Raw genomic sequence first — 26,997 nt, 5'->3', positions numbered from 1 at the left:
ATGGGAAGCAATATAAAAATGAGATATCCTTCATATTTTAAAGAATTTAAATGTATAGGAGGAAAGTGTAAAGATAGCTGTTGTATTGGATGGGATGTAGATATTGATAAGATTACCTTCAAACAGTATTATAAAGTTCAAGACAAAGAAATGAAGACAATGTTTCAAAAAAGTGTTCATAATAATGATGATTATTTGAGTGATGATGTGGATTATGGAAAAGTAAAACTAAAAAGTGGGAAAAGGTGTCCTTTTTTAGATGAAGAAAAATATTGTATGATCTATTCTAAGTTGGGAGAAGAGTATCTTTCAAATGTTTGTACATCCTTTCCTAGGGTTACCAACAAAGTAGATGGATGTTACGAAATGTCACTTGATGTAGCCTGTCCAGAAGCTGCAAGAATTCTTTTACTAAAAGAAGAAGGAATTGAATTTGAAGAAAGTGAAGAAACTTTAGGAAAACACATAGTATCAAGTGATATTGATACTAAATCTGAGAAATATAATAATACCCCTGTAAAATATTTTAAAGAAATTAGAGATTTTAGTATTAAAATAATAAAAAATAGAAAATTTAATCTAAGCCAAAGGCTTTATATATTAGGTGATTTTATAAATATATTAGAAGAGGAACTTGAAGATAATTATAGCGATGTACCTAAATTTATTGAAAAATATGATATGAATTCAGTTAGCGATTCTTATGAAAAAAATCAATTGAATTGCATTCTTCAAATAGATTTTTTCAAAAAGATGGTGGGCCTTTTAAATGTATTTAAAGAAGTGGACAGCCTTTCTTTTAAGGAATATACTAAACAAACTATAACTGGATTTAAATTTGATGAAGAAGAGTACATACGGAAAAATTCAGCATTGTACATAAAAGCATTTGAAGATTATACTGAAAATTTCATAAATAGTAATAGCTATATTTTTGAAAACTATTTAGTGAATTTTATGTATAATAACACTTTTCCATTTAATGAAACAAAATCAATATTTGATGGATATATTATGCTTTTAACAAGATATTCATTTATTAGATTTTATTTAGTTGGGAAATATCTGAATAATAAATATGATTGCAAAGAAAGTATGGTTGAATTTATCCAAGCTTTCGCAAAGACCATAGAGCATCACAAAACTTACTTAATTGATTCACTAAATTATATAAAACTAAAAGAATTTGATAATATAGAATTTGCTAAAATACTTTTATAAAAATATAAGGTTGGAGAATGATAATACATTTCTTCAGCCTTATATTTTTCCCTAAAAATTAATTATTTATTGTAGTAATCATTAATTTGGCAGTACCATTTTTAGCAATGATAGCGTTAATCCAAAGATTATGTGTATAAGCTCCAAACATTACACCCTTATAGTTAGCAAACATGTTTTTAGCATAAGAATTTATAAGCTCTTTCTTAAAGTTTTGGTAGAAAATCTTATCATAATTATTTATAAAGGCATCTTTGTTTTGAATTTTTATAAGCTTATTATTAATTTTTACATTAATAGGATATTCTATTGATTCTGCTAATAGCTTTTTATTATCAGTTGAAATATAGTTCTGAATATTATTAGCAAAAGCTTCTACAGATTGATCACTTACTTTATCCACTGCTACAGCATATCTTTTACCATATTCAGATCCAGGAAGAAAGCTTGTAAGTGACAATGTAAATGGATAACTTTTCTTTTTGTCTACACTTATCCATGTTCCTGCAATTTGGTCAGCAGTATTCATTGTACCTTTAAATATCCCTGTATTCTTGCCGTCTGAAGTATACTCATATAGAACAAGATTATTATTTGTAAGAGTGCCTTTAAGTTTAATAACTTTTCTTTGACTGTCATAATAATAAGTTCCAACTATATCATTGTCAAGTTTATAAATACTCATCTTAATAGGCATAGTTTTGCCTATTACACCTGCATAATCATGATACCCTTTTTCAAAAGTGCTTTTAGAAGTACTTGTATTAGCCAATAAACTAACATTTGTTTTATTAGAAGTAGTAAGGTTGTTAGCATTATTTTTATTTATATTTGAATAAGCTGCTAACCCAATTAATAAGCTGGCTAAAGTGATTGTTGATATTAATTTCTTTTTCATTAATTGTCCTCCAATACCATGTTAATAAGAATATAAACAATAAAAAGTAAGCAATTATTACTTTTTATTGTAATGCAGAACTTCCAAAGGTGGTTACAAATGTTTTACAGAATATAAGTTTAATTTAACATGCTTATTTTTTAATGTGGTTTAGTAACACTAACAATACCCCCTCCTAATGTGGGGTCTATTTCATAATTAGCCAAAATTGTTTTTGTGGAAGCATCTCTAATTTGTATATAGTAACTGCCATCAATAGTAGTATCTCCACCAAATTGATCATAAAAGCTTATATCCTTTTGAGTAAGATTAGGATGTTTGTTTAAAAAATCTTCTACTGATATATATACAGCTTTCTCCCAAGGAATATAATCTTTATTTATAGGAGGATGATGTGGAATATTTAAGTTTAACCTAGGTTTTGATTGAGTAACTGTAGCTTGTTGAGTATTTGGTTTAGTTTTCTTTTGCTCTTCTTGTTTTGCTAATTCTAACTTTTTTTTATTTTCTTCCTCTTGCTTTTGCTTTTTTAATTGCTCTTCTTGTTCTTTCTTTACCTGTTCTTCATAATCTGATTTTAATTTGGTGATTTCTTGCTTTTTAATAGTAACTTTGTCAATTACATATTTTGAATTATCAACTATTGAATCTAAGAAGTTTAATGCATCATTATATTTTTTATCACTAATCAATGAATCTAAATTCTTTAATCCTATAAGATTTTTTTCACTTGTATTTATATTATTTAATTTTGAAATTACATTTTCACTATTTTTCATTTTTAAACTATCGTTATATAACTGTTTAGCTTTTTCGAATTCACCTGTATCTTCCATGCGTTGAGCATCAGATAACAAAAGGTTATATTTTTTTTCATTTTTATAGTGAAAGTAGTAGGAGGTAACTCCTATAACAAGAATAATTGAAAATACTGAAATTGATAAAATAATCGATCTTTTTTTTCTCATAAATATCACTCCTGAATATATATCATTGATTTATTGAATTAATAAATTTTATTACATAGTCTTTCATAGTGATTCTATAATCTTCAGGTCTATAGTCCATATTTTTTATTAATTCAATCATTTCTGTGGAAGAAATGTATTTAGCATCATCTACTTCTGAGTCTTGTAATGTAAGTTCTGATAAATCAATATCTTTGCATATTACATAAATATCAATAAAATGGTTATACTTCTCCCATAATATTCTCTTTAAAAATGTTATATCATTTAATTTTATTCCTAGCTCTTCGTTTATTTCTCTGATAATAGCCTCTTTGCTTGTTTCTCCTGCGATAACATGTCCCATATGTATATCCCAACCACCAGGTAAAAAGGTTTTTGTCATTTTTCTCTTTTGAATTAGAAAATTTCCTTTTGAATCATGTATATAAGCATGCACTCCTAAATCATATTGATCATCTAAGAGAGGTGAGTCTTTAATTGCTATTTCTCCAGTTTGGCTTCCATCTCTATTTAAGATATCAAAGTATTCCATAAGTATTCTCCTCTATATTCCATAATAAATTTAATTTATATAAAAAGTATTATACCATATAAAATCAATATTTGTAATTTTTGTATGAAAAAAGTAAGAGCCTATTGTAAAATGAAGCGTAATAGCTGTTTATTTCTCTGTAGCATAAAAAATATGATATAATAGCATGGACAAAAGCGAATAGGGGAGGATTTAATATGATGTCAGGAATACTAGATAATTTTAGTAAGTTTTTTGATTTGCATGTACTTATTGCAACATTATCAAATCCATCTAATTGGATGATTATTCTTAGTTTAATAATATTAGAAGGTTTATTGTCATCAGACAATGCATTAGTTTTAGCTATAATGGTAAAACATTTACCTAAGAATCAACAAAGAAAAGCATTAACTTATGGTATATGGGGAGCATACATATTTAGATTTATAGCAATCGGTATTGGTACATATTTAATGAAAATATGGTGGGTTAAACTCATCGCTGCTGGATATTTAATATATATGGTATGGGATTACTTTAGAGGCACTAATAAAGAAGATGATGATGTAAATGTAGCAATAAAGAAAGGATTTTGGGCTACAGTAGCTTCAGTAGAGTTGATGGATATTAGCTTTAGTATAGATTCTGTTGCGGCAGCTTTTGGAGTATCATCTCAAGTATGGGTGCTATTTTTAGGAGCGGTTTTTGGTATACTTGCTATGAGAGGAGTAGCTAAGATATTTGTAACCTTAATAGAAAAGATACCAGAATTAGAAACTGCCTCTTATATATTAATAGCAATTATAGGGATAAAAATGTTATTAGGATTAATAAATATTGAAATATCCAATGTTATTTTCTTCTTAATATTAATAGCAGTATTTGGTGTTACAATTTTTATTCATAAAACTAAAAAAAATTCATCAGAGCATGAATACGAGTAAGCGTACACAGTTACAAATATTATAAATTTGAAGTTTCAAAGAATATCCAGTATAATTTATACAATAAATTATACTGGATATTAATTTTATATAATTGGTTGTCAAATTGATACCTTATTATTAATAGACAGCGATATTTCTGAAAATGAAATAAGAGATAAAATTTTATCATCTAATATACTTTATGTAGGTGGTGGCGATACTATTAAGATGATGGAAATTTGGAAACAGAAAAATGTAGACCAATATCTTATAGAGGCATATAAAAATAACATTGTTCTTTCAGGGGTAAGTGCTGGCTCTATATGCTGGTTTGAAAGAGGTCATAGCGATAGTAATTCATTTGAAAATGCTGATGGTTGCTGGGAGTATACAAAAGCAAAAGGAATTGGTCTAATTTCAGCAATTCATTGCCCACACTATAATGAAAGTGGACGAGAAACATTTGATGATATGATGAAAAGTGAAAATATTCATGGAATAGCCCTTGAAAATAATTGTGCATTTGTAATAAAAGATAACATGTACAGAATTATTAAATCTGATTGCAATAGCAAGGCATATCTATTAAAGAACAATGCTGGAAAAGTATCTAAAAATGAATTGATAGCAAATGAATTCAGCTCAATAGCTACAATTCTATAACTAATTTAATACTTTAAAGTGGGCAGGTGGATTATATGAATTATAAACATATTATATTTAAAGTAGACGGAACAATAATAGATGAATCTAATATATTATTCGATGGCATAAAATCGACTTTAATAGAGCTGAAGAGAAAGTCTGTAAAGATTGTAGCTATTATATCAGAATATAAAACTTCTAAAGAGATTAGTGAGTACTTTGATCATGTAATATGTTTAGATATTAGTACTTCACATAACCTAAGTTCAAGTAAATTCAGTAAATATTTAAATCAAGCAGGCATTTCAAAAAAAGAAGCATTATATGTAGGAAATACAGCTAATGATATGAAATATGCTATGGAAGCCCAGGTAGATTGTGCTCTTGCTATATGGGGATACAATGTTGCAAAAAATGTTAAAGCAACTTATTATTTAAATAATCCTTATGAAATAATTAATTTACTGGATCAGAATTATATATCACTGAAAGAAAAACCTTGGCTTAGTTTAGCTATGGAATTGCAATTTATGGCACAAGCTGGATTGACCTATTCGAAGGATAAGTTTGATTTAGAAAGGTTTGAAAGAATACGAGAAATTTCAGCAGAAATGTTATGTCTTAAAACAGGGGAAGCATTAGAACATGTAAAGGAGCTTTTTTGTAATGAAACTGGATTTCAAACTCCGAAATTGGATACCAGAGCTGCAATTTTTCAAGATGATAAAATATTACTTGTAAAAGAGAATAATGGTTTGTGGTCATTACCTGGTGGATGGGTAGATGTGAATCAGTCTATAAAATCAAACACCATTAAAGAGGTAAAAGAAGAAGCAGGTGTAGATGTAATTCCGATTAAATTAATTGCATTACAAGATAGAAATTTACATAATGCTCCGGTATATGCATATGGTATATGTAAGGCTTTTGTTTTATGTGAACTTATCAGTGGAGAATTTGGAAAGAATAACGAAACAATTGCTAGTGGATACTTCTCGTTGGAAGAACTTCCAAAGTTAGCAGAGGCAAAAAATACAGAAGCTCAAATTAGAATGTGTTTTGAAGCATATAAAGCTGAAAATTGGCAAGTATTATTTGATTAAATATTATGTAGTATAATCTTTACAACATTTTAATTTTGAAAAAGGCTACCATAGAATGCTGTACTGAGTTAAGTATTCTATGGCAGCCTAATAAAATTTTATAAGTCTAAGTACAATATAAGTTGCACTTCATCTTTTTCTTCTTCATCATGATAATATGCATATTCATCAATTTTTCCTAATGTGGCGCCATGCTTAGTATAAAATTTGAAGGCTGGAACATTATTGTTTTGACATTCAATTTTCATTTGTTTGAATCCATTTAACTTGGACCAATCAACAGCCATATTAAATAAGCGAGTACCTACACCAAGTTGCTTGTAGGCATCATCAACTCTAATGTCCCACAAAACACTCATATCATCACGATTGTCAAGCATATGAATATCTACTGTTCTTGAAACAACAGTAGCAGCTCCTATAGGCTTATTATTATTAAAAGCCATAAAAAATGCCCAATTAGTTATATCAAAATTTTTAGCATAGTCTGTAGCTTTTTCATCTTTGCCCATATCTTTTAAATACTCTTTGCAAGGAGTTTCTTTTAATAAAATTCCTCCGAAGCCATTTTGGATTTTTTCTAACTTAAGAATGCTTTTTACATGAACTAACATTGGAATTTTATCATATTGTTCAAAATAAGATTGATTAATTTCTCTATAAGTAATCATTCTAGTCTCTCCAATCTTTGAATATTGTCTTAAAAATCATATTTTTATTTTTTACGTGCATTAACATAATAATGTTTACATTCCAGCCTTTGAGAATTCAAATAACAATAATCTACATGGGTGATTTTTTCTATATCAAAATTCTTAAATAAGTCTATGATATCCTCACGGTTAGCATAAAAATGTGGTACATCTTTATCAGGACCATGCTCTTTGTTAAGTAAAGTATTCTCATCAATCTTAGGGAAAACAGACTTTTGAAGAATGTCGTCCTAATCCTGCACCTAAATCAAGAAGCTTTTTTAAACCTAATTTTGACCATTTATGTGCAAAATAATAGCATTGATCTGTTGGTTCTAACCAAGGTGCTTGATTAGCAATTTCCCATTTCCATCCCTTTGAATCTACCATACTCTATTATCTCCTTATTAAATTTATAGTTAGATTATAACATAATTTCATTTTATATCAAATTGCAAAATGTCGCAAAATGTATAAAATTAAAGCGTCATATACGCGTGCAATTTGTTGTAATTAGAACTATAATATGTATATATTGCACAATTTGTACCAATTCATAAATTATAGAAGTAAGTGTATCTAAATAAAATATATAAATGAGGAATGAGGATTATGGATATTAAAGGGATGGGAGTTAATTATACAGAAGAAGATATACTTGAAAAATACATTGAATGGCGTGATAATGAAACAAGATTATTGGAAAGAAAAAAGTTAAAGATGTTGAGTAAATACCCCAAAATAGTCCAAGATGAAAAATTTTCAGATGAACAATATGAGGAACATATACTTGCACAAAACAGATGTTTCTGGGGGAAAGAAAAGAAAGATATATTAGAACATCATAAAGTAGGGCAGTATGCACACCTTCATATAATAAAAAATAAACTTATCATGAAGATGAATTATAATTTAAACATAGAGCTTAATGGTAAATCCAAATGGAAACTATATGATGAAATATTAAGTGAAACTTTAGAAGCATTATATGAAGATAAATTGCTCAAAAAGCTTAAAATAAAGAAAATAGTTGTTAAATCACATGGCTTTACGGCAAGGTGTGTTAAAAAATATTGTAGAGATAATAATAAACGCAGTGCTAAATTTAAGAGGCTATCAGAAAATCATAGATTTATTGAAAAAGCATTTATCTATCCAACTATTAATGAATTGAAGGAAGCATTACATACAAATGAAAATCTTTTTAAAGATATAAATAGCCCTAAAGAAACATATGAAATAACTTTATATCTTTAAATCAATATATTTGTTGGACAAGTGAACTTTATTTTATATACAAATTCTAAATTACAAAAGGTGGAGGAGTGCTATGTTAACACACAAAGGAACTAAAACAATATATACAGATAGACTCATATTAAGGAAATTCAGATATGATGATGCAGATAATATGTATAAAAATTGGGGGCGTGATAATAATGTTACAAAGTTTTTATCATGGAAACCACATACTAGTGTAGAAGATACTAAAGGCATAATTGCTAAGTGGATTGAGGAGTACAAAGAAGATAATGTATACGATTGGGTTATAGAGTTAAAGGAAATTGGTGAGGTTATAGGTGGTATTTCTATAGTGCATTTAGATCAAAAAAACTCTTCTTGTGAGATAGGATATTGTATGTCAAGTAAATATTGGGGCAAGGGAATAATGACTGAATCCTTAAAAGCAGTAATATATTTTTTATTTTCTGAGGTTGGATTTAATCGAATAGAGGCTAAGCATGATACTAAAAATATTGGTTCAGGGAAAGTAATGGCTAAAAGTGGTATGAAATATGAGGGGACTTTAAGACAAGTTAAATTGCGTAACAACACAGAATTTTATGATTTAGCTATATATTCAATATTAAAAAGTGAGTGGTTAACTAAACTCATATAACTATTTAAACACTTAAGTTACACAATATATTTGACAATATAAGGTAGGAAGATACAAATGAAAGATGTTTTTAGTCCATTATTTATTGGGTTTAAGTTTACGAATTACATAAATGATGATGTTGATAATTTCCTTAAGTTATACAATCGCAAAATTGTAGCAGAGCATACAAAGGCAGTAGCTAATGAATGTAAGATAATAGCTGAAAAGTTTGGAGTAGATGTACAAAAAGCAGAGTTAGCAGGCTTATTGCATGATATAAGTGCAGTTTTCTCTTTTGATGAAAGGTTAAATATTAGCAACAACTTGGGTTTAGAAGTACTTAATGAAGAAAAAGAATTTCCTCTAATACTTCATCAGAAAATATCAGCTGTTATGGCACAAGACATTTGGAATATTAATGATGAACATGTGCTAAGTGCAATTGGTTGTCATACTACATTACAAAGAAACTACTCAGAATTAGATTTAGTGTTATTTATTGCAGACAAAATTAAGTGGGATCAAAAAGGAATTCCACCCTATATAGAACAAGTAGAAGAAGGACTGAAAATTTCACTAGAACATGCAGCGTATGCATATATAAAGTACATTATGGAAAATAAAGAGAATCTTAAAGTTATACATCCATGGTTAACAGAGGCTTATGAGGATTTAAATTTCAAAATTAATTGATTTAGTTCTAGGTTTTGAAGTAAAATTAGATAATAGTTATAATCCAAAGATAAGCAGAATGGGTTAGGCTATAGTTAAATTGCAAAACAAAATTAAACTATAATAAGCACATATAATGCTGAGGTAATAAACAAAATTTATCCGATAGCTAGTATCCGTAACACTCCAACTTCTTTAAGTTGGAGATAACGGCTGCACGCTCCTGGATAAGTTCAACTAAGATTCAGATGGGGATAAAACCCCGCCTGAATCAAGTTTCACTTGATATACAGTAGAAAAAGAGGAGGACAAGCAAATGTACAGTTTTAAAAATGATTATAGTGAGGGAGCTCATCCTAGAATACTAAATGCATTAATAGAATCAAATCTAGAGCAAACGGCAGGATATGGAGAAGACTGTTATACAACTAAGGCTGTTGAAATATTAAAAGAGAAAATTAAATGTGAGAATGTTGATATCCATTTTATCTCAGGAGGGACTCAAACAAATCTTATTGCAATTTCAGCTTTTTTAAGACCTCATGAAGCAGCAATAGCAGCTAATACTGGTCATATTTTTGTTCATGAAACAGGAGCTATTGAAGCAACAGGTCATAAGGTTATTTCCACTAAGGTGAATGACGGAAAGCTGACTGTAGAGAATATAAAAGCTGTTCTTGAGGAACATACAGATGAACATATGGTGAAACCTAAGTTAGTTTACATATCAGACTCTACAGAAATAGGTACTATATATAAAAAAGTAGAACTTGAGGCAATTAGTGCATTTTGTAGAGAAAACAATCTTATTTTATTTGTAGATGGAGCAAGATTAGGCTCTGCTTTAAGCTGTGAGGAAAATGACCTTGAACTTTCTGATTTAGCTAGGTTAACTGATGCATTCTATATTGGTGGAACAAAAAATGGAGCTTTACTTGGAGAAGCCTTAGTTATTTGCAAAGATTCACTTAAAGAGGATTTTAGATTTCATATAAAGCAGAAGGGTGCTTTATTGGCTAAAGGTAAAGTACTTGGAATACAATTTCTAGAATTATTTAAAGATAACTTGTATTTTGATCTTGCATCACATGCTAATAATATGGCAAAGTTACTTAATAAAGAAATTAAAAAGATGGGCTACAGTTTTTTAACTGAGTCACCATCAAATCAAATTTTTCCGATTTTGCCTAATACAATTATTAAAAAACTTGAGGAAAAGTATTCATTTACAATATGGTCAAAAGTTGATAATAACAATACTGTAATTCGTTTAGTTACATCATGGGCTACAAAGCAAGACGCAGTTAAAGATTTTATTGAAGATTTAAAGATTCTTACAAAATAATTATTGAAGAAATAAAATAAAAGTCCCATCAAAGCCTTAAATTTATAGCTTTGATGGGACTTCTCAATTTTTGCTATCTATAATTAATAGAAAATAACTGAACATTTAGGTAAAGATTTTCTTAGTTGTTCTATAAGTGAATTATCTATTTTATTGCCAGACAGAAATAACACACTTAAATTAGTGAATTTCTTTAGTGAATCAATATCAGTAATTTTAGCATTATTTAAACTTAGATTTCTTAAATTAGATAGATTAGACAAGGGAGCTACATTGGTAATTGGGTTATTGTCTAATCTTATTTCTTCTAAATTTATAAGCTTGCTTAAAGGTGTTACATTTGTAATTTGATTTCCTGTTAAATTAACTAAAGATTTTAATTTGGTCAATGTACTTAATGGATTTGTATCACTAATTTGATTATAAGATAAGTTAATACTTGTTAGGTTTAATCCTTTTAATCCACTTAAATCTTTTATTTTATTATAACTTAAATCAAGATCCTTTAAATTAGCTAATCCATTTAAAGCGTTTATAGTAGTTAATTGGTTACCTGATAGAGTAAGATTTTCTAGTTTTGATAATTTGCTCAATGCCATTAAATTATTAATATTATTATTATTTAGTGTAACAATATTTAAATTACATAATTGACTTAATGGAGTGATATCATTAATTTGATTATTTGATAAATCAAGAATGCTTAATCCGGTTAGGTTTTTTAATGCAGTTATATTTGTAAGTTTATTACCACATATATCAAGGTCATCTAGCTTAGTTAACTTACTTAAAGTGCTTATGTCTGTAAATTGATTGCGAGATAATCTAAGAGTAGTTAAACTGATTAAAGATTGAATAGGTGTTAAATCCTTGATTTTATTGTCACTTAGATTAAGTTGAAATAAGTTTTTTAATCCACTTAACGGTTTCAAATCTTCAATTGCATTTCCTTGTAGTGAAAGAGTTTCTAACTTAATTAGATTTTTTAATGGATTTAAATCTGTAATCTGCTCCTCAAATGCACAGAAGCTTTGTAAATTAATAAGGTTTTCTATTCCGCTAAGATTTTTAATCAGAGATTTTCCGCAAGACCCAGAAGGAGTTTCTATATCTGTTATGTTTATAACATCACTTCTATATAATGTTCCATTAGGTTTATTTAGTTGATTTCTTACTACTTTTTCTAGGGTTATATCTTTAAAAGTTACTACTGAATTTTGTACTGTTATAGTTATAGTAACTTTTTTATTATATCCGTTTACAGTACCTGTGTAGATATACTTTCCAACCTTATTTGTATCAAGAGTATCAGCCTTCCATGTCTCCCATATGATTGATACTTGTTTAGTTGATTTGTCGCTCATGTTTGCTGTTACAGTAGCTGGTAGATCATAAATATCTGCTAATTTTACAGTTTTGTTAATATCAGGTATGCTACTTATTGATATTTTAGGGGTAGTGTTACATAAAATTTTACATTTAGGTAACGCTCTTTTTAATTCATCCAAGCTTGAATTATTTAATTGGTTATCAGATAAATTAAGTTGTTGTAATTGAGATAATCTTTCTAATGGACGTATATCTGTAATTTTATTATTAGACAATTGTAAGTATTGCAATTTAGTTAAGTTTCTTAATGGATTTAAATCAGTAATTTGATTGTGATCTGCAGTTAATTTTTGTAGATTAACAAGGTTTTCTATTCCACTAAGGTTTTTAATTTGTCCATTGGTATAATGAGCTGAATAAACTGATAATTCTTTTACATTTAAAACATCACTTCTATATAATGTTCCCGTAGGCTTATTTATCTTATTTCTAACTAGAGTTTCTAAAGCTTTATCCTTGAATGCTAATGTAGTATTTTGGATTGTTATATTAGCAGTTGTGGTAATTTTATTACTGTATCCTTGAACAGTTCCTATAAATGTGTATCTGCCAGCTTTACTTGTATCAACAGACTTAGTATTCCATGTTATTGAAACTAGCTTAGTAGACTTGTCATTCATAGTTGCTATTGCAGTAGCTGGTAGAGTGTAAGAATCACCTAAGCTAATAGTTTCATCAATATTATCTACACTGCTAGGAGATAGTATTGTGTAGTAGAATGAACAGTTTGGCAAAGCTTTTCTTAATTCTTGTAGCTTTGCGTTACTTATTTGAGTTCCAGATAAATCCATTGAATATAGATGGCTAAATTTCTTTAATGGATTTATATCGGTAATTTTAGTATTACGTAAATATAACAAACTTAAATGGTTTAAATTTGTTAGTGCACTTACGTTGCTAATAGGATTGTTATCCAAATTAATATACTCTAAATCAGATAATTTACTTAATGGTGTTATATCTGAAATTTTATTTCCTGATAAGTTAAGGTTAAATGCTAAGCCAGTCAATGTACTCAATATTCTTATATCATTAAGTTGGTTCCAAGATAAATCAAGAGTTTTTATATTTTTTAGTCCTCTTAAGGCATCTATATTGCTTATTTTATTTCTTCCTAAAACAAGAAGACCTAGTTTAGATAATTTACTTAGAGGAGTTAAATCTTCAATCGCATTATTTACTAAAGAAAGCTCTTTTAAATTACTTAAATATCTAAGAGCATTTAAGTCACTTATCTTGTTATTACATAAAGAAATACGTTCCAAATTAATTAATTTGCTTAATGGAGTTAAATCTTGAAATTTATTTCTATCTAAATTAAGAAATGCCAAATGGATAAGCTTATTTAATGGAGCCAAGTCATTAATTTTATTATATGATAAATCAATGCTTTCTAAATTAGTTAAATTGCTTAAAGAATTTATGCAGGCTATCTGATTTTCACGCAAAATAATACTTTGTAAATTAGTTAATTTGCTTAATATACTTATATCTGCAATTTGGTTATATTGTAGATAGAGTGTATTTAATTTATTTAATCCGCTTAATGCTTGTATATCTTTAATTTGATTATTAGATAAATCAAGATATTGCAACTTGGTTAAGTTTTTCAATGGAGTTATATCTTTGAGTTTATCATCACCTAAGCAAAGTTCAGATATATTGGTTAATTTGCTTATTGGACTTATATCTGTAATTTGATTGCTAGTTATAGAGCAACTTTTCAAATTAATGAAATTATCTATTCCGCTAAGATCTTTAATTTGAGTTGTATTATAACTAGAAATAACTAATTCTGTCACATTTATAACATCACTTCTGTATAATGTTCCTTTAGGCTTGTTTATTTGCTTTCTTATTGCTGTTTCCAAAGCTTTGTCTTTGAAGGTTACTACGGTGTTTTGTACTGTTATATTAGCATTTACATTTTTATTATATCCCTTTACAATCCCCTTAAATAAATACTTTCCAGTTTTGCTTGAATCAACAACATTAGAAGTCCAAGTTATTGGTACTAGCTGAGTAGTTTTATTACTCATAGTTGCTGATACAGTGATTGGTAAAGTATACTTGTCTCCTAAGCTTATAGTTTTACTAATATCAGCTATGTTACTTATAGATAGGTTAGCTGTAGTAATAGCAAAAGTATTGCTAGGTAAAACTACAAAAATTGATAAAAAAACAAGTAAAGTAGTTTTCAGCACGGTTAAAATTTTTGATTTCTTTTTCAATATTAAATCCCCCTTGGTGTTTATATATCAAGCAATACGGTATTAGTTTCTAAATATACCAATTGCTCGATATATCTATTATAAGGGCGATTATTGTATAAAACAATATATTGTTGTTTTATACAATAATATTAATCATGCTACTTAATTAATTGAATTTACTTACAAGAAGTATGTATTTACTATTTTTCTGTAAAGTATTAAAATAAAATTCATAATCTGTAAAATTTAAATTCAAAAATAATTGGTTTACGAAATGGTACAAGTAATATAGTTAAAAAAGTAATTAGCATAAGGAGAAAATAATGATAAATTCAGTTCTCGGAAAGATACATGAAAAAGATTTAGGGATAACGCTTATGCATGAACATATAGCATGGGACAGCGATGGTGCGAAAAGTATTAATGAATACAGTTTAGAGGATGTTATAGATACAATACTTCCATATTTATTAGATTTAAAGAAATCAGGATGCAATACTTTTGTTGATGCAACAACTCTAGGTTCTGGGAGAGACTTAAAAATATTAGTAGAATGTTCAAAAAAGTCAGGATTAAACATATTAACTAACGTTGGTGCATGGGATGGCAGTGATCATGAATGCAAATTTATTCCTAACTCAATTAAAGGAAAAAGTATAGATGAAATATCAGAAATATGGACACAACAATATATAAATGGAATTGAAGGTACTGATATAAAACCTGCCTATATTAAAATAGCTTTAGGGGATACTGGAGAAATAACCGAATTTCAAGAGAAAATCCTTAGAGCTGCTGCAAGAACAAGCATTAAAACTAGCTTACCAATACAATGTCATACTATACCAGCAAAATCAGCAGTTGAAGCAGTTTCTATAATTGAAGAAGAAAAATTGCAATTAAACAAGTTTATTTGGGTACATGCAGATGTAGAAAAAAATACTGAAATTATATTAAAGTTAGCTGAAAAGGGCATATGGATGGAATTTGACTTTATAGGAAGAGAAAAAGAATTTAGTTGGCAGATAGAAGCACTAAAGTATGCAACTAAAAATAATTTACTTGATAGATTATTACTTTCTCAAGATGCAGGTACTTTTTATTTTGGAAAGAAAAATGATAAGTCTACGATTATACCCTATAATAGAATATTCAAAGAATTTATTCCCCAATGTATTGCTAACGGTATTTCAAAGGAGATTTTTCAAAAGTTGTTAGTTGAAAACCCGTTAAAAGTATTAAAAAATACTTAATGTCAAAAATTATAGTTAAATATCTATAATTTTATATTTGAAGGTGAAGATAATGTTAACAGAATTTAAATCAGAAATAATTAAAAATAATTTTAATGTATATGGTATTGTGGTTATTAAAGATGGTATAAAAGTTGCTGAACATCATTTTATGCCAGAAGAAAGAAGACAACTGTATTCAGTGACTAAAAGCTTCACTTCTACAGCAGTAGGACTTGCAATATCAGAGGGATATTTCTCTATTAATGATAATGTTTTAAAATTCTTTCAAGATGAAATCCCTAAAAATATATCACCAGAGCATTTAAAAAATCTTGAGAAAGTTACTGTTGAGCGTTTACTTACTATGTCAATTCAAGATTACCCTTTTGTTAGGTTAACTTGTGACAACTGGTTAAAACATATTTTATCAGTACCAGTTCCTAATATAGATGAAAAGGTTTTTCAATATTCTAACTGGTCTTCTTACTTAGCAGGAGCCATTGTAGAAAAAACAACTAAAATGAACCTAATCCAATATCTTCAACTTAGATTATTTGAACCTCTTGGAATAGAAAATGTTGAGTGTGAGTATAGTCCTGAAGGGCATTTCTATGGAGCAACAGGTATGAAGTTAACAATTAATGAGCTTAGTAGATTTGGACAAGTTTATTTGCAAGAAGGATATTACAATGGAAAACAGCTATTGCCAAAAGAATGGGTTGCTAGTGCTACCAAAAAACAGATTGAAACTAGAGAAGGCGGATATGGATATTATTTTTGGAGATACAAAGAAAATTGCTATAGAGCTAGTGGAATGAGAGGACAAATGTGTATTGTGATTCCGGATAAAAATGCAGTTATAGCTGTTATGTCTGACTTAGAAAATGATTCTGAAGAAGTACGACAATGTATTTGGGATACAATTTATACTAAGTTATAAAATTAAATAAATATATTACCATTTATGGAAAATAGGGAGAGTATGTTATGAAAAAAATTGATATTGAACCTGAACGAATTTTTTGTCCTCAGCCAATGTATGCAATTGGCACATATAATGAAGATAATCAACCTAACTTTGGTGTGATTACTTGGATTGGATTTAATTGGAATGGGAGTCCTCATATAATGCTTGGTGTTGGAGGCTCGAAAAAAACAAAGGATAATATCCAAAGAACAGGCACTTTTTCTGCAAATCTTGTAAGTTCAGATATGTTGTGGTTAGCAGATTATTTTGGCAGTACACACGGAAATGATGGAATAAAAAACAAAGTTAATTATGATTATAAAAACGGCAGTGTGTTAAATGTACCAGTTCTGGACAAAAGTAAATGGGTGTTTGAATGTGAAGTTGATAAAACTATTGAGCTAGATGGCAGCCATATATTTATTAGCAAGATTAAAAACATTCAAATTGATGAACAATTTAAAAATATGAATATAGAAATGATTGATTTAACGAAATTAGATCCTGTACTTTATGCGCCATATAATTACTTTAAAATAGGTGAAAAACTTGGAGATTGTGGTGATTGGGAGAAGAACATTTCTGAATTTAAATGAAATAATATGCGCTATGAGATTTTAACTCATGGCGCATATTTATTTCAGAAAAATGTTATAGGTTGAGAAGAGAATATAAACAATGTTACCATTTTATTAGAAGATGTTCTTGCTTAAGGTGAACAATAAAAAAGTATTAGGAGAAATTAAAGATGATAAAAGATATGAGATTAGAAACAGATAGACTTAAAAAATCAACTTTAAGTAATCTTTTTACCATAGGGTGTGAAGATATTGTCTTAAGGGAATTTAGATTAGAAGATTTAGATGAACTCTATGCACTTACTCTTCAACCTGAAATAACAGATATTTTGCCTGATTGGAAAGCTACAAAAGAACAGCGCAAAGAGTTTCTAACAAATATGCATATGCCAAGTAATAAAATATTTCTAAAGTCAGTTCCTAATGTTGGAGATACTTGGTTTACTGTAGGAATAATATTAAAGAAAACAAGCGAATTTATAGGTTGGTGCTGTACAGGACCTTGTGATGAATTGCCTAAACCAAATAGAGAAATAGGTTATGCAATTTCTAAATATCACAGAAATAAAGGCTATACCACTCAAGCAGTTATGGCTATGATTAAATATTTATTTGAAAACACAGAGGTAAAATTCTTAAATGCCATAGCATTAACAACTAATAAGCCTTCCAATAGAGTAATAGAAAAGTGTGGATTTAATTATACAGATAATGTTACTATAGGCGATCGTGAATTCTATCATTATATATTAAGTAAAAATGAATAATATTTTATACACATAACCTGATGATTATTTGATGTCATTGGGTTATGTTTTTATTTTGCTTGCCTGAAGTTATGGTATATCTAATAAACTTGAGAAGTAAATTCATATGATTGTTTTCTGTTAAAGTATGGTAATATGTGGGGCATAGTGATATAATCAGCTTTAATTAATATAATGGGGGGATAAATAATGGATGAAATAATTTTAGTAGTTCCAACAGAAGAATTAGAAACTAAAGCAACTGAATTTAAAAACGAGTTTTTTCAGTTAGGTGAAAGAGTTATTAACGGAAGTTTTTTGCTCGATTATAAGGATAATTATAATGAATGGCTTCAAATACTTAGGGATAGTTTAAGTATTGAGACAGTAAATCCTAAATGGGTAGTTTCAGATACTTTTTTTGCAATTAGAAAAAGTGATAATAGAATTGTAGGTGTAGTTAACTTCAGACATTCTTTAAATGACTTTTATAAAGATTTAGGTCATATTGGGTATAGTGTTCGTCCTTCAGAACGCAAAAATGGCTATGCTACTGAAATACTTAAGCAAACATTAAAACATGCTAAAAAGTTAGGTCTTAACGAAGTTTTCTTAACTTGCAAAAAAGAGAATGAGGCCTCCAGAAAAACTATTATAAATAATGGTGGTATTCAAAGTAGAAGCTTTGCTAAAGACGATAAAGAGTATGAAGTTTTTAAAATAGATTTACAAAATTAAGTTTGTCATTATTAGAAGTTAAGTGATTATATAAAAGATTAGTGTATATTGACAAAAGGTAACCTGTTACATATAATATATGTAACAGGTTACCTTTTTATTGCATTTAAATAAAGTTATTATGGGGGAGTGCTAAGTGATGGATAAAACAGAGTACATAAACATGCAAGCATATATCTATGGTGGCTTATTTGCACTATCAAATAAGTTGCAATTAGTAGGAGATAAATTTGATACTAATATATCTACTAAACAATGGTTTTTAATTGCTATTATAGAAAGTTTTCAACATGAAGCACCAACAATTTCAATGGCTGCTGAAAGGCTAGGAAGCTCAAGACAAAACGTAAAAAAGATGGCTACTATATTAGAAGATAAAGGTTTCTTAAAAGTAGAAAAAGATAAAGTTGATGCTAGAATTCAAAGATTAAGACTAACCCAATATTGTACAGAGTATTTTGCTCAAAGGCAGGAACGTGAAGAAAAATATATGCAAGATTTATTTGAAGATTTTGAGGAGGAGACACTATTAGGATTATTAAAAGGAATGAAGCAATTAGAAAAAAATGTAGTGAAAATGGAGAAAAAGCATGAAAAGGAGGAGTAAGAAAAGAATGGGATTAGCTTTAGGTATAATTGGGCTTATTATATGTATTATAGTGATTTATTTTAATATACCTTACTCACCATTAAGAGGAGATTTTAAAGAATATCTAGCAAAAAGTGAGGAAAATACTAGTGCAAATATTAAAACAAACAAATATACATTTGAGGGTCTACCACAAAGCATGCAAAAATTTTATAACTATACAGGGTTAAAAAATAGAATAAATAGCAAGCATGTAAACTTTGATTTTAAAAATGCTAATTTTGTAAATGTTGAAATGAAAAAGACTTTAAAGATTGATTATTCTGAGCATATTTTTGCTTATATACCAGCTAGATTTGCCTTCATAGATTCATCTGTTATGGGAATACCATTCCAAGGGTTAGATTCTTTTATAGATGGAAATGGTGGAATGAAGGGAGTAATAGCTAAAAACATAACTTTATTTAATCAACGTGGAAAGGATATGGACAAATCCACTTTGGTAACATGGCTTGCAGAAATTATTTTTATGCCAGCAGAAATGCTAAGTGCAGATATTGAAATAAAAGAATTAGATAAAGATTCAGTTAGTGTATCAATAAATTATAAGAACTTAACTGTTAGTGGAACTTACAAATTTAAAGATAATGGACAACTTGTAGAATTTGTTACAGATGATAGAGCAATGATTTATAATGATGGAAGATGTGAATACAAAAGGTGGTCTGCATTGTTTGAAAATTATCAAAATAAAGATGGTTTATTGTTACCAGATACATTAAAGTCAAAATGGCATATGGAAAATGGTGATTTAACCTATTTTGATGGAAAGAACTTAAAGTATAATTTCTACTAATTCACAAATATTTATATATAAACATATTCCCAAAATGCGCTGTAAGCCTAATGCTTATTGGCGCATTTTTAATTCATAAAAGTGTTTGAGGTTGAGAAAACAAGGGATCTACTGGTATTATCAAAATATCAAGTGAATCTTAGTTGAACTTACACCCTCAAGGGGTACCTCGTCCAGGAGCGTGCAGCCGTTATCTCCAACTTAAAGAAGTTGGAGTGTTACGGATGCTAGCTATCGTATAAATACATGAAAGTGGTGAATCCAATGACAAAAACAGCTTAAATTGAAAAAATAAATTAAGAAAGGAATTATTATGTTTGAATTATCATTAATTGGTGTAAAAAAATATATGGAAGCCACTCTTGTGCTTAAAGATATAACATTTCAAGTTTATTCAGGAGAAAAGGTTGGTATTGTAGGTGTAAATGGGAGTGGAAAGAGCACTATTCTTAAATTAATAGCTGGAATAGAGCCTATGAATTATTGCATTGGTTATCCAGATGCTTATAGTCCAGGATATGATGAAGGCTTTGTAAATGTACCACGAGGAGCTAGCATTGCATATCTTGAGCAGTTACCTCAATATTCAGATGAATTAAAGGTTATTGATGTATTAAACTTAGCATTTGAAGAAATCCATTCTATAGAAAATAGAATGCATGAATTAGAAGATAAAATGAAAGTTTTAAAACATGCTGAATTAGAAAAGGCATTAAAGCAATATAGTGAATTATTAGAACTATATGAAGTAAAAGGTGGATATGACATAGATGAAAAGTTAAGTAAGATATGCAAAGGTCTTAAACTAGATGATGACTTTTTAAATAAGAAATTTGATTTACTAAGTGGTGGTGAAAAAACTACGGTAATGCTTGGTAAACTTCTAATAGATAATCCAGACATCTTGCTACTAGATGAGCCTACAAATCATTTGGATATGGAGTCAATTGAATGGCTTGAAAGTTATCTTAAGGATTATAAAGGAATTGTTATTGTAGTGTCTCATGATAGATATTTTCTTGATAATGTAGTAACGAAGATTGTGGAAGTAGAAGATAAGGTAAGTATAAGCTACAAGGGTAATTATACTTCTTATATTAATCAAAAAGAAGAAAATATGCGTATTCAGTATGAAAATTATAGAGAACAGCAAAAGAAAATAAATAATCTTGAAAAGAATATTAAAGAATTAAGAGATTGGGCCATGAGAGCAGATAACAATAAGTTCTTTAGAAGGGCTACCAGTATGCAAATTAAGCTCAATAAAATGGACAGAATAGATAAGCCATTATTTGAAAAGCAAAACATGAAATTAAATTTGAAATCTGCAGGAAGATCAGGAAATGAAACTATAAAAGCAGTAGGGCTTTGTAAAAGCTATGAAGATAAAATTATTTTTAATGATGCAAATTTATTAGTTAACTTTGGAGAAAGAGTTGCATTAATAGGACCAAATGGTAGTGGAAAAACTACTTTTTTAAAGCTTTTATTTGGTGAAGAAAGTCCAGATGATGGAGTAATAAATTTAGGTGCAAGTGTTATGAGTGCATATTTACCACAGAAAATTACCTTTGATAATGAGGAACTCACTGTACTTGAATATTTTAGAGAAGATATTTCAATTTTAGAGGGAAAAGCAAGAGAGTATTTATCTAAATTCATGTTTTACGGTAGCAATGTATTTAAAAAGATAAGACATTTATCAGGAGGAGAGAGAATTAGATTAAAACTGAGCAAGCTTTTATATGAAGACATAAATTTATTAATATTAGACGAACCAACTAATCATCTTGATATTGACTCAATAGAAACTTTTGAGGAAGCTTTAGGTGAATTCAAAGGGACTATATTCTTCATATCTCATGATAGATATTTTATAAATAAGATGGGCGAAAGGGTAATTGCAGTTGAAGATACTAAATTAAAAAGTTACCCTGGTGATTATGATTATTACAAAAGTATAAAAGAAAAAGAGAGTATGCACCAACTTGTAACCAAGGAACCTACTTTAAAGAATAAAAAGACTAAACCTCAAAGAAATAAGTATTACTAATGTTATTTATTTCTAAATTCCTAATTAAGAAATCCTATGCAAGATATATACTGAGCATAGGATTTTTTGTTAGAAGGCTATAGGGTAAATGTAGGGTGAAATTCTAGAATGTGCGTCTTTATAGTCAGGTTAAATTTATAGAGAGGTTCTGTTTACATGCCTTTTTGCAATGGTGATTGCTTCTTTCCAAGTATGTTGTATGGAAATGGCTTGAGAAGGACAGTTGTCTTTACAAAGACTACAATGTATGCAATTCAGTTCATTTTTTATAATTGGCTTTTTATCTTGCATTTCAAATACTTTCATTGGACAGATTGCTTGGCATCTTCCGCAGCCCACACAACTCTCATAGTGTAGTTCAATGTTGTTACCATTATGAGTAACATTAGTATTTTTAGAATATTGGGGTAAAACACGACTTACAAAATTAGCTGCTTTATTTGCATCTTTTTCATTTGGTTTTCCTTTGTTGCCACCACCCATAATTATATAGGGACCTGTGCAATCATATCCTCTGCAAGAAAATTCACCTATAACTGATACTCCTTGAGTTGATAAAAAAAGTTTAAGAGTATCATGATACTTTCCTAAATATGGTCTGCCATGAGTTGAAAATATAAACACTTTTTGAGTGCTTTTTATTTTCTTTGCAAACTCTATGAGTTTTGGATGATGTGATGTGAAATAAATCCCAGATCCAAGCCCAATTATTTTATACTTTTCTATATTTTCTTTACTTGCTTCGTCACATGTTAGAACACGACAATTTAATTTTATCCCCATAGCTGTTGCTAATTTTTTGGTATTTCCATGATACATTGATTCACATACAATTAAAACTTCTTGATTCATTTTTTCTCCCCTATACACATAATTAATATATTTAAATAGATTTAAGATTAAATAATAGAATGGAATCCATCAATTTTTCAAAGTTTACACTGTCAACTTTATTTCAATATAACACTATAAGTTTACACTGTCAACATAGAGTGATATAATTTATTTAAGATAATATGGAGTAGATTTATAATATGAAATATAAAGGGGAATGAAAGATGGATACAAATAAATATCATCATGGCGATTTAAAACAACAACTTATAGATAATGGATTATTGCTTCTCAATCAAGCAGGAGTTGAAGGATTTTCTTTGAGAAAAGTTGCAAGCATGTGTGGTGTGAGTCATTCTGCACCGTATAAGCATTTTAAAGATAAAGAATCTCTTATTAATGAAATTGCAAAAGAAGTATGGAAAAGGTTTTATTTAGCAATTCAAGAAATAGCAACCACCTATGCTGAAAATCCTAAAGTACAATTAGTTGAAATGGGAAAAGCATATGTAAAGTTCATGGTAGAAAATCCTGACTATCTAAAATTTATGTTTCTATCAGAAAATGTATTCAGTATAAATATTAAGGAAAAAGAATTTTTTGTAGATGATAATGCATTTGATATTTTTAAGAGTAGTGCAGAAAATTATTTTAAATCCATTAATCTAGATAAAGAACAGTATTTAGAAAAAACTTTAGCAATGTGGAGTTTGGTTCATGGCATAACCATATTAATTATTCAGAAAAGTATTCTGTATGATGGGGATTATCTGCAATTAGTTGAAAATATAATAAAAAATAATATATAAATGTCCATATTTTAATAGCACTCTTATTAATAAGTTAAAGTTTCTATTGTTTATATCAGCATTATCAAATAAAAACTATATATGCTGATATAAATATATAGACAAAACACCTATAATATTTACGCTATTCTAACATGTTATGAAAGCATTATAATTAAGCTATCGGATAAAAACATCAAATTAAGAGGTGGCTAAATGTATAAAACAATTGATTTAAGCGGTATTTGGAATTTTCAATTAGATGGAGATAAGAAGGGTGCAGAAATGCCATTCAATGATACAATCACATTACCCGGCACAACTTCTTACTATAAAAAAGGTGTCAAAAATGTAAACGTTGAAATTGGATGTTTAACAGATGAATATAAATTTGAAGGATATGCTTGGTTTTCTAAGACTATTGAGCTTTCTGATGAAGTATCAGGCAAGAACTGTTTTCTTTATCTAGAAAGAACTCGTGTTACTACAATTTGGATAGACGGAAAGAAAGTTGGCACACAAAATAGTCTTTGTACTCCACATGTTTATGATGTTACAAACTATCTATCAAGTGGAAAACACATAATTACCATACTTGTAGATAATACATGCTATCCTACTAAAGGGGGACATTTAACTTCTCCAGATACTCAAACTAACTGGAATGGTATTACAGGCAGAATTGAATTACAGATGTTTGAGCAAGCTTATTTAAAAGACACTGAAATTTATACTAATATTAAAGATAAGTCTGTTATTATAAGATCTAAAATTGTTGGTGCAGAAAGTGGAGTTATTGCAGTTTCAGCTACAAGTTTTAATAGTAAGATCGAACATAAGGCAGAAGAACAACTATTTACTTTTAATTCTAAAGAAATTTCAATTACTTATTCTTTAGGAGAAAATGCGTTACTTTGGAGTGAATATAGTCCAAGTTTGTATAAATTGAACTTAAAGCTAATGAATAATGATGTTGTTATTGATACAAGCGAAGTGACTTTTGGACTTCGTGAATTCAAAGCAGCGGGAGATAAATTTACTATAAATGGAGTGAAAACCTTCCTTAGAGGGAAACATGATGGATTAATATTCCCACGTACAGGTTTTGCACCTACAACTGTTGAAGAATGGTTAAAAGTATTGAGAACGTCAAAATCTTATGGAATCAATCATTATCGTTTCCATACTTGCTGTCCTCCAGAAGCAGCCTTTATTGCAGCTGATATGCTTGGTATATATATGCAGCCTGAATTACCATTCTGGGGTACAATAACTGATGAAAGTTACGAAAATCATAATCAAGTAGAACAGGATTTCTTAGTTAGTGAAGGTTTCTCTATGTTAAAATCTTTTGGAAACCATCCTTCATTTACAATGATGTCTCTTGGTAATGAGTTATGGGGAAGCAAAGAAAGATTAGATGAAATTTTAAAGGGATATAAACAATTTGATAATCGTCATCTATATACTGAAGGTTCAAATAATTTTCAATTTTGTCCTGTAATCTTAGAAAATGATGATTTCTTATCTGGAGTTAGGCTTGCAAAAAATCGTCTTTACAGAGGTTCTTACGCAATGTGTGATGCTCCTTTAGGACATGTACAAACTGCAGAGCCAAACACTATGAAGGATTACGATGAAGATATTTGTCCAACTTCTTTGGATAATGAGAACAATTCAGCGTCTAAAGAAGATAATACAATAGAAATACAATTTGGTACAACTGCTAAAAAGGTTGAAGCTACTGAATATGATGAAAATATGATTCCTAATGTTCCTGTAGTTTCTCATGAAATTGGTCAATACGAAACATATCCAGACTTTAATGAAATAGAGAAATATACCGGGCCTTTAAAAACTAAAAACTTTGAGGTTTTTAAGCAAAGACTTGAAGATAAGGGCTTAGGAGATTTAGCTGATAAATACTTTAAATGTTCAGGAAAACTTGCTGTTGCTTGTTACAAGGAAGAACTTGAAACTGCTTTCAGAACAAAGAAATTAGCAGGATTTCAACTTTTAGATTTACAAGATTTTAGTGGACAAGGTACAGCTTTAGTTGGAATGTTAGATGCATTCATGGAGTCAAAGGGATTAATCTCACCTGAAGAATGGAGAAGCTTCTGTTCAGATTCTGTACTTATGGCTAGATTTGATAAATTCAATTATGTAGCGGAAGAAAACTTCAATGCTCATGTTGAACTTACTTATTATAAGAATATTCCACTAAACAGCTTTAAGCTATTATGGGAGTTAAAATCTCAAACTTCAATATACGTTAATGGAGAAATTGCAGCTTATAGCTTGAATGAAAACTATATAAGTATTGGCGATATAAGTGTAAAAATGCCAAAAGTTAATGAAACTGAAAAATTAACTCTAGCATTAAGAGTAGAAAACACAGATATAGAAAAAACTTATGAGCTATGGGTATATCCAAATGGAGTTACTATTGATAAGACAGGGTTAAATATATTTCATAGTTTATCCCAAACTGCGCTTACATTACTTGAAAAGGGTGAAAATGTAGTAATCATTCCTCAATTAGATAAGTTAAAACAATCTATTGAAGGATTCTATTGTGCAGATTTTTGGTGCTATCCAATGTTTAGAACAATTTCTGAAAGCATGAATAGAGAGATCCCAGTTGGAACAATGGGATTATTGATCAATAATACTCATCCAATTTTTAAATATTTTCCTTGTGAAGAATATTCAACTTATCAATGGTGGAACGTAGTTTCAAATTCACGTTCTATAATAATGGATGATACCTCAAAAGAATTAAGACCAATTGTGCAAACAATTGATAATTTCGAAAGAAATCATAAATTAGGATTGATATTCGAAGGAAAGGTTTCAAACGGAAACTTACTTGTGTGCGCTTGTGATTTTGAGAAAATTATTGAAAAACCAGAAGCAAAACAACTATTATTCAGTATTCTAAATTATGTTAGATCTGATAAGTTTAAACCACAAACTGAGATAAGTATTACTGAACTTAAAGCTATTTTACCTAACTAATATCAATAAATAATTAAGCATCTAAAAATAAACTAGAAGAGCGATACTTCTAATTTATTTTGGATGCCTTAACTTTAAAGACTAAAAGCTGCGAAAAGTAAATTACCAGCTTTTAGTCTAT

25 protein-coding genes are annotated in these 26,997 nt (G+C 28.8%); 18 read left to right on the top strand and 7 right to left on the bottom strand.

Going from position 1 to position 26,997, the window contains the following annotated elements; translation table 11 throughout:
* Entirely contained in the window at window positions 1–1,221 is a 1,221-nt protein-coding gene (gene fliB, locus OCU47_RS08875) for a flagellin lysine-N-methylase (protein WP_261828241.1), read from the top strand.
* Between the two features lie 58 nt (window positions 1,222–1,279).
* Here fliB and OCU47_RS08870 read toward each other — a convergent pair whose 3' ends face one another.
* The 3 genes from OCU47_RS08870 to OCU47_RS08860 form a co-directional block, all read right to left on the bottom strand.
* Window positions 1,280–2,119 carry a hypothetical protein gene (locus tag OCU47_RS08870; RefSeq protein WP_261828240.1) on the bottom strand — a complete coding sequence of 280 codons (840 nt, stop codon included), beginning with the start codon at window positions 2,117–2,119 and terminating at the stop codon, window positions 1,280–1,282.
* 140 nt (window positions 2,120–2,259) lie between these two features.
* Entirely contained in the window at window positions 2,260–3,087 is an 828-nt protein-coding gene (locus OCU47_RS08865) for a hypothetical protein (RefSeq protein WP_261828239.1), read from the bottom strand.
* 22 nt (window positions 3,088–3,109) lie between these two features.
* A complete protein-coding gene (locus tag OCU47_RS08860) occupies window positions 3,110–3,622 on the bottom strand; it encodes an NUDIX domain-containing protein (RefSeq protein WP_261828238.1) in 513 nt (170 codons plus the stop codon).
* Between the two features lie 197 nt (window positions 3,623–3,819).
* On the opposite strand from OCU47_RS08860, the gene OCU47_RS08855 reads away from it, so the two are divergent.
* The 3 genes from OCU47_RS08855 to OCU47_RS08845 all read left to right on the top strand — a co-directional run bounded on the left by OCU47_RS08855 (window position 3,820) and on the right by OCU47_RS08845 (window position 6,278).
* Window positions 3,820–4,548 (top strand): TerC family protein, encoded by a 729-nt coding sequence (locus OCU47_RS08855; protein ID WP_261828237.1) that lies wholly within the window; start codon window positions 3,820–3,822, stop codon window positions 4,546–4,548.
* A gap of 90 nt (window positions 4,549–4,638) precedes the next feature.
* Window positions 4,639–5,193 (top strand): Type 1 glutamine amidotransferase-like domain-containing protein, encoded by a 555-nt coding sequence (locus OCU47_RS08850; protein ID WP_309297466.1) that lies wholly within the window; start codon window positions 4,639–4,641, stop codon window positions 5,191–5,193.
* Window positions 5,194–5,228: 35 nt separating this feature from the next.
* On the top strand, window positions 5,229–6,278 hold the full coding sequence (locus OCU47_RS08845) for an NUDIX hydrolase (RefSeq protein ID WP_261828236.1): 1,050 nt from the start codon (window positions 5,229–5,231) through the stop codon (window positions 6,276–6,278).
* 98 nt (window positions 6,279–6,376) lie between these two features.
* Here OCU47_RS08845 and OCU47_RS08840 read toward each other — a convergent pair whose 3' ends face one another.
* Together OCU47_RS08840 and OCU47_RS08835 are read right to left on the bottom strand one after the other, a co-directional pair.
* Window positions 6,377–6,949, bottom strand: coding sequence for a GNAT family N-acetyltransferase (locus OCU47_RS08840; protein ID WP_261828235.1), 573 nt, complete (start codon window positions 6,947–6,949; stop codon window positions 6,377–6,379).
* 240 nt (window positions 6,950–7,189) lie between these two features.
* On the bottom strand, window positions 7,190–7,360 hold the full coding sequence (locus OCU47_RS08835; protein ID WP_261828234.1) for a hypothetical protein: 171 nt from the start codon (window positions 7,358–7,360) through the stop codon (window positions 7,190–7,192).
* Between the two features lie 222 nt (window positions 7,361–7,582).
* Here OCU47_RS08835 and OCU47_RS08830 point away from each other — a divergent pair, with 222 nt between their 5' ends.
* The 4 genes from OCU47_RS08830 to OCU47_RS08815 all read left to right on the top strand — a co-directional run bounded on the left by OCU47_RS08830 (window position 7,583) and on the right by OCU47_RS08815 (window position 10,869).
* Window positions 7,583–8,227: a hypothetical protein gene (locus tag OCU47_RS08830; protein ID WP_261828233.1), complete on the top strand. Its 645-nt coding sequence runs from the start codon at window positions 7,583–7,585 to the stop codon at window positions 8,225–8,227.
* Between the two features lie 73 nt (window positions 8,228–8,300).
* A complete protein-coding gene (locus OCU47_RS08825; protein ID WP_261828232.1) occupies window positions 8,301–8,870 on the top strand; it encodes a GNAT family N-acetyltransferase in 570 nt (189 codons plus the stop codon).
* A gap of 57 nt (window positions 8,871–8,927) precedes the next feature.
* Window positions 8,928–9,545: a bis(5'-nucleosyl)-tetraphosphatase (symmetrical) YqeK gene (yqeK, locus tag OCU47_RS08820; protein WP_261828231.1), complete on the top strand. Its 618-nt coding sequence runs from the start codon at window positions 8,928–8,930 to the stop codon at window positions 9,543–9,545.
* Window positions 9,546–9,840: 295 nt separating this feature from the next.
* Window positions 9,841–10,869 (top strand): threonine aldolase family protein, encoded by a 1,029-nt coding sequence (locus tag OCU47_RS08815; protein ID WP_261828230.1) that lies wholly within the window; start codon window positions 9,841–9,843, stop codon window positions 10,867–10,869.
* Between the two features lie 83 nt (window positions 10,870–10,952).
* Here the strand turns inward: OCU47_RS08815 and OCU47_RS08810 are convergent, their stop codons facing one another.
* Window positions 10,953–14,489 (bottom strand): leucine-rich repeat domain-containing protein, encoded by a 3,537-nt coding sequence (locus OCU47_RS08810; RefSeq protein WP_261828229.1) that lies wholly within the window; start codon window positions 14,487–14,489, stop codon window positions 10,953–10,955.
* A gap of 305 nt (window positions 14,490–14,794) precedes the next feature.
* Here OCU47_RS08810 and OCU47_RS08805 point away from each other — a divergent pair, with 305 nt between their 5' ends.
* The 8 genes from OCU47_RS08805 to abc-f all read left to right on the top strand — a co-directional run bounded on the left by OCU47_RS08805 (window position 14,795) and on the right by abc-f (window position 22,233).
* Complete coding sequence (locus OCU47_RS08805; RefSeq protein WP_261828228.1) at window positions 14,795–15,724, top strand: phosphotriesterase family protein; 930 nt, start codon at window positions 14,795–14,797, stop codon at window positions 15,722–15,724.
* A gap of 52 nt (window positions 15,725–15,776) precedes the next feature.
* Window positions 15,777–16,646: a serine hydrolase domain-containing protein gene (locus OCU47_RS08800; RefSeq protein ID WP_261828227.1), complete on the top strand. Its 870-nt coding sequence runs from the start codon at window positions 15,777–15,779 to the stop codon at window positions 16,644–16,646.
* 47 nt (window positions 16,647–16,693) lie between these two features.
* The gene (locus OCU47_RS08795) at window positions 16,694–17,269 is read left to right on the top strand and encodes a flavin reductase family protein (RefSeq protein ID WP_261828226.1); all 576 of its coding nucleotides are present in this window, start codon (window positions 16,694–16,696) and stop codon (window positions 17,267–17,269) included.
* Between the two features lie 152 nt (window positions 17,270–17,421).
* Window positions 17,422–18,018 (top strand): GNAT family N-acetyltransferase, encoded by a 597-nt coding sequence (locus OCU47_RS08790; RefSeq protein WP_261828225.1) that lies wholly within the window; start codon window positions 17,422–17,424, stop codon window positions 18,016–18,018.
* A 189-nt stretch (window positions 18,019–18,207) separates the two neighbouring features.
* Entirely contained in the window at window positions 18,208–18,735 is a 528-nt protein-coding gene (locus OCU47_RS08785; protein ID WP_261828224.1) for a GNAT family N-acetyltransferase, read from the top strand.
* Window positions 18,736–18,874: 139 nt separating this feature from the next.
* Window positions 18,875–19,342: a MarR family transcriptional regulator gene (locus tag OCU47_RS08780; protein ID WP_261830606.1), complete on the top strand. Its 468-nt coding sequence runs from the start codon at window positions 18,875–18,877 to the stop codon at window positions 19,340–19,342.
* Window positions 19,326–20,180: a DUF6544 family protein gene (locus OCU47_RS08775; protein ID WP_261828223.1), complete on the top strand. Its 855-nt coding sequence runs from the start codon at window positions 19,326–19,328 to the stop codon at window positions 20,178–20,180. Before OCU47_RS08780 ends, OCU47_RS08775 begins: the two co-directional genes overlap by 17 nt.
* Window positions 20,181–20,493: 313 nt before the next feature.
* The gene (gene abc-f, locus OCU47_RS08770) at window positions 20,494–22,233 is read left to right on the top strand and encodes a ribosomal protection-like ABC-F family protein (RefSeq protein WP_261828222.1); all 1,740 of its coding nucleotides are present in this window, start codon (window positions 20,494–20,496) and stop codon (window positions 22,231–22,233) included.
* Window positions 22,234–22,368: 135 nt separating this feature from the next.
* On the opposite strand, the gene OCU47_RS08765 is transcribed toward abc-f, so the two are convergent.
* The gene (locus tag OCU47_RS08765) at window positions 22,369–23,085 is read right to left on the bottom strand and encodes a 4Fe-4S dicluster domain-containing protein (protein ID WP_261828221.1); all 717 of its coding nucleotides are present in this window, start codon (window positions 23,083–23,085) and stop codon (window positions 22,369–22,371) included.
* 206 nt (window positions 23,086–23,291) lie between these two features.
* Here OCU47_RS08765 and OCU47_RS08760 point away from each other — a divergent pair, with 206 nt between their 5' ends.
* Together OCU47_RS08760 and OCU47_RS08755 are read left to right on the top strand one after the other, a co-directional pair.
* Complete coding sequence (locus tag OCU47_RS08760) at window positions 23,292–23,876, top strand: TetR/AcrR family transcriptional regulator (protein ID WP_261828220.1); 585 nt, start codon at window positions 23,292–23,294, stop codon at window positions 23,874–23,876.
* Between the two features lie 195 nt (window positions 23,877–24,071).
* Window positions 24,072–26,876, top strand: coding sequence for a glycoside hydrolase family 2 protein (locus tag OCU47_RS08755; protein WP_261828219.1), 2,805 nt, complete (start codon window positions 24,072–24,074; stop codon window positions 26,874–26,876).
* The last annotated feature ends 121 nt before the right edge of the window (window positions 26,877–26,997 follow it).

Origin of the sequence: Clostridium sp. TW13 (genome assembly GCF_024345225.1) — a bacterium.
GTDB classification, from domain to species: Bacteria; Bacillota; Clostridia; order Clostridiales; family Clostridiaceae; genus Inconstantimicrobium; species Inconstantimicrobium mannanitabidum.
The sequence above is the reverse complement of the archived record's forward strand: the minus strand, read 5'-3'. Positions and strand labels throughout refer to the sequence as shown.

What these genes read in the sequence shown, in the direction of transcription:
- fliB (WP_261828241.1), top strand. Translation starts at nt 1, where the DNA reads ATGGGAAGCAATATAAAAATGAGATATCCTTCATATTTTAAAGAATTT.
- OCU47_RS08870 (WP_261828240.1), bottom strand. Translation starts at nt 2,119, where the DNA reads ATGAAAAAGAAATTAATATCAACAATCACTTTAGCCAGCTTATTAATT.
- OCU47_RS08865 (WP_261828239.1), bottom strand. Translation starts at nt 3,087, where the DNA reads ATGAGAAAAAAAAGATCGATTATTTTATCAATTTCAGTATTTTCAATT.
- OCU47_RS08860 (WP_261828238.1), bottom strand. Translation starts at nt 3,622, where the DNA reads ATGGAATACTTTGATATCTTAAATAGAGATGGAAGCCAAACTGGAGAA.
- OCU47_RS08855 (WP_261828237.1), top strand. Translation starts at nt 3,820, where the DNA reads ATGATGTCAGGAATACTAGATAATTTTAGTAAGTTTTTTGATTTGCAT.
- OCU47_RS08845 (WP_261828236.1), top strand. Translation starts at nt 5,229, where the DNA reads ATGAATTATAAACATATTATATTTAAAGTAGACGGAACAATAATAGAT.
- OCU47_RS08840 (WP_261828235.1), bottom strand. Translation starts at nt 6,949, where the DNA reads ATGATTACTTATAGAGAAATTAATCAATCTTATTTTGAACAATATGAT.
- OCU47_RS08835 (WP_261828234.1), bottom strand. Translation starts at nt 7,360, where the DNA reads ATGGTAGATTCAAAGGGATGGAAATGGGAAATTGCTAATCAAGCACCT.
- OCU47_RS08830 (WP_261828233.1), top strand. Translation starts at nt 7,583, where the DNA reads ATGGATATTAAAGGGATGGGAGTTAATTATACAGAAGAAGATATACTT.
- OCU47_RS08825 (WP_261828232.1), top strand. Translation starts at nt 8,301, where the DNA reads ATGTTAACACACAAAGGAACTAAAACAATATATACAGATAGACTCATA.
- yqeK (WP_261828231.1), top strand. Translation starts at nt 8,928, where the DNA reads ATGAAAGATGTTTTTAGTCCATTATTTATTGGGTTTAAGTTTACGAAT.
- OCU47_RS08815 (WP_261828230.1), top strand. Translation starts at nt 9,841, where the DNA reads ATGTACAGTTTTAAAAATGATTATAGTGAGGGAGCTCATCCTAGAATA.
- OCU47_RS08805 (WP_261828228.1), top strand. Translation starts at nt 14,795, where the DNA reads ATGATAAATTCAGTTCTCGGAAAGATACATGAAAAAGATTTAGGGATA.
- OCU47_RS08800 (WP_261828227.1), top strand. Translation starts at nt 15,777, where the DNA reads ATGTTAACAGAATTTAAATCAGAAATAATTAAAAATAATTTTAATGTA.
- OCU47_RS08795 (WP_261828226.1), top strand. Translation starts at nt 16,694, where the DNA reads ATGAAAAAAATTGATATTGAACCTGAACGAATTTTTTGTCCTCAGCCA.
- OCU47_RS08790 (WP_261828225.1), top strand. Translation starts at nt 17,422, where the DNA reads ATGATAAAAGATATGAGATTAGAAACAGATAGACTTAAAAAATCAACT.
- OCU47_RS08785 (WP_261828224.1), top strand. Translation starts at nt 18,208, where the DNA reads ATGGATGAAATAATTTTAGTAGTTCCAACAGAAGAATTAGAAACTAAA.
- OCU47_RS08780 (WP_261830606.1), top strand. Translation starts at nt 18,875, where the DNA reads ATGGATAAAACAGAGTACATAAACATGCAAGCATATATCTATGGTGGC.
- OCU47_RS08775 (WP_261828223.1), top strand. Translation starts at nt 19,326, where the DNA reads ATGAAAAGGAGGAGTAAGAAAAGAATGGGATTAGCTTTAGGTATAATT.
- abc-f (WP_261828222.1), top strand. Translation starts at nt 20,494, where the DNA reads ATGTTTGAATTATCATTAATTGGTGTAAAAAAATATATGGAAGCCACT.
- OCU47_RS08765 (WP_261828221.1), bottom strand. Translation starts at nt 23,085, where the DNA reads ATGAATCAAGAAGTTTTAATTGTATGTGAATCAATGTATCATGGAAAT.
- OCU47_RS08760 (WP_261828220.1), top strand. Translation starts at nt 23,292, where the DNA reads ATGGATACAAATAAATATCATCATGGCGATTTAAAACAACAACTTATA.
- OCU47_RS08755 (WP_261828219.1), top strand. Translation starts at nt 24,072, where the DNA reads ATGTATAAAACAATTGATTTAAGCGGTATTTGGAATTTTCAATTAGAT.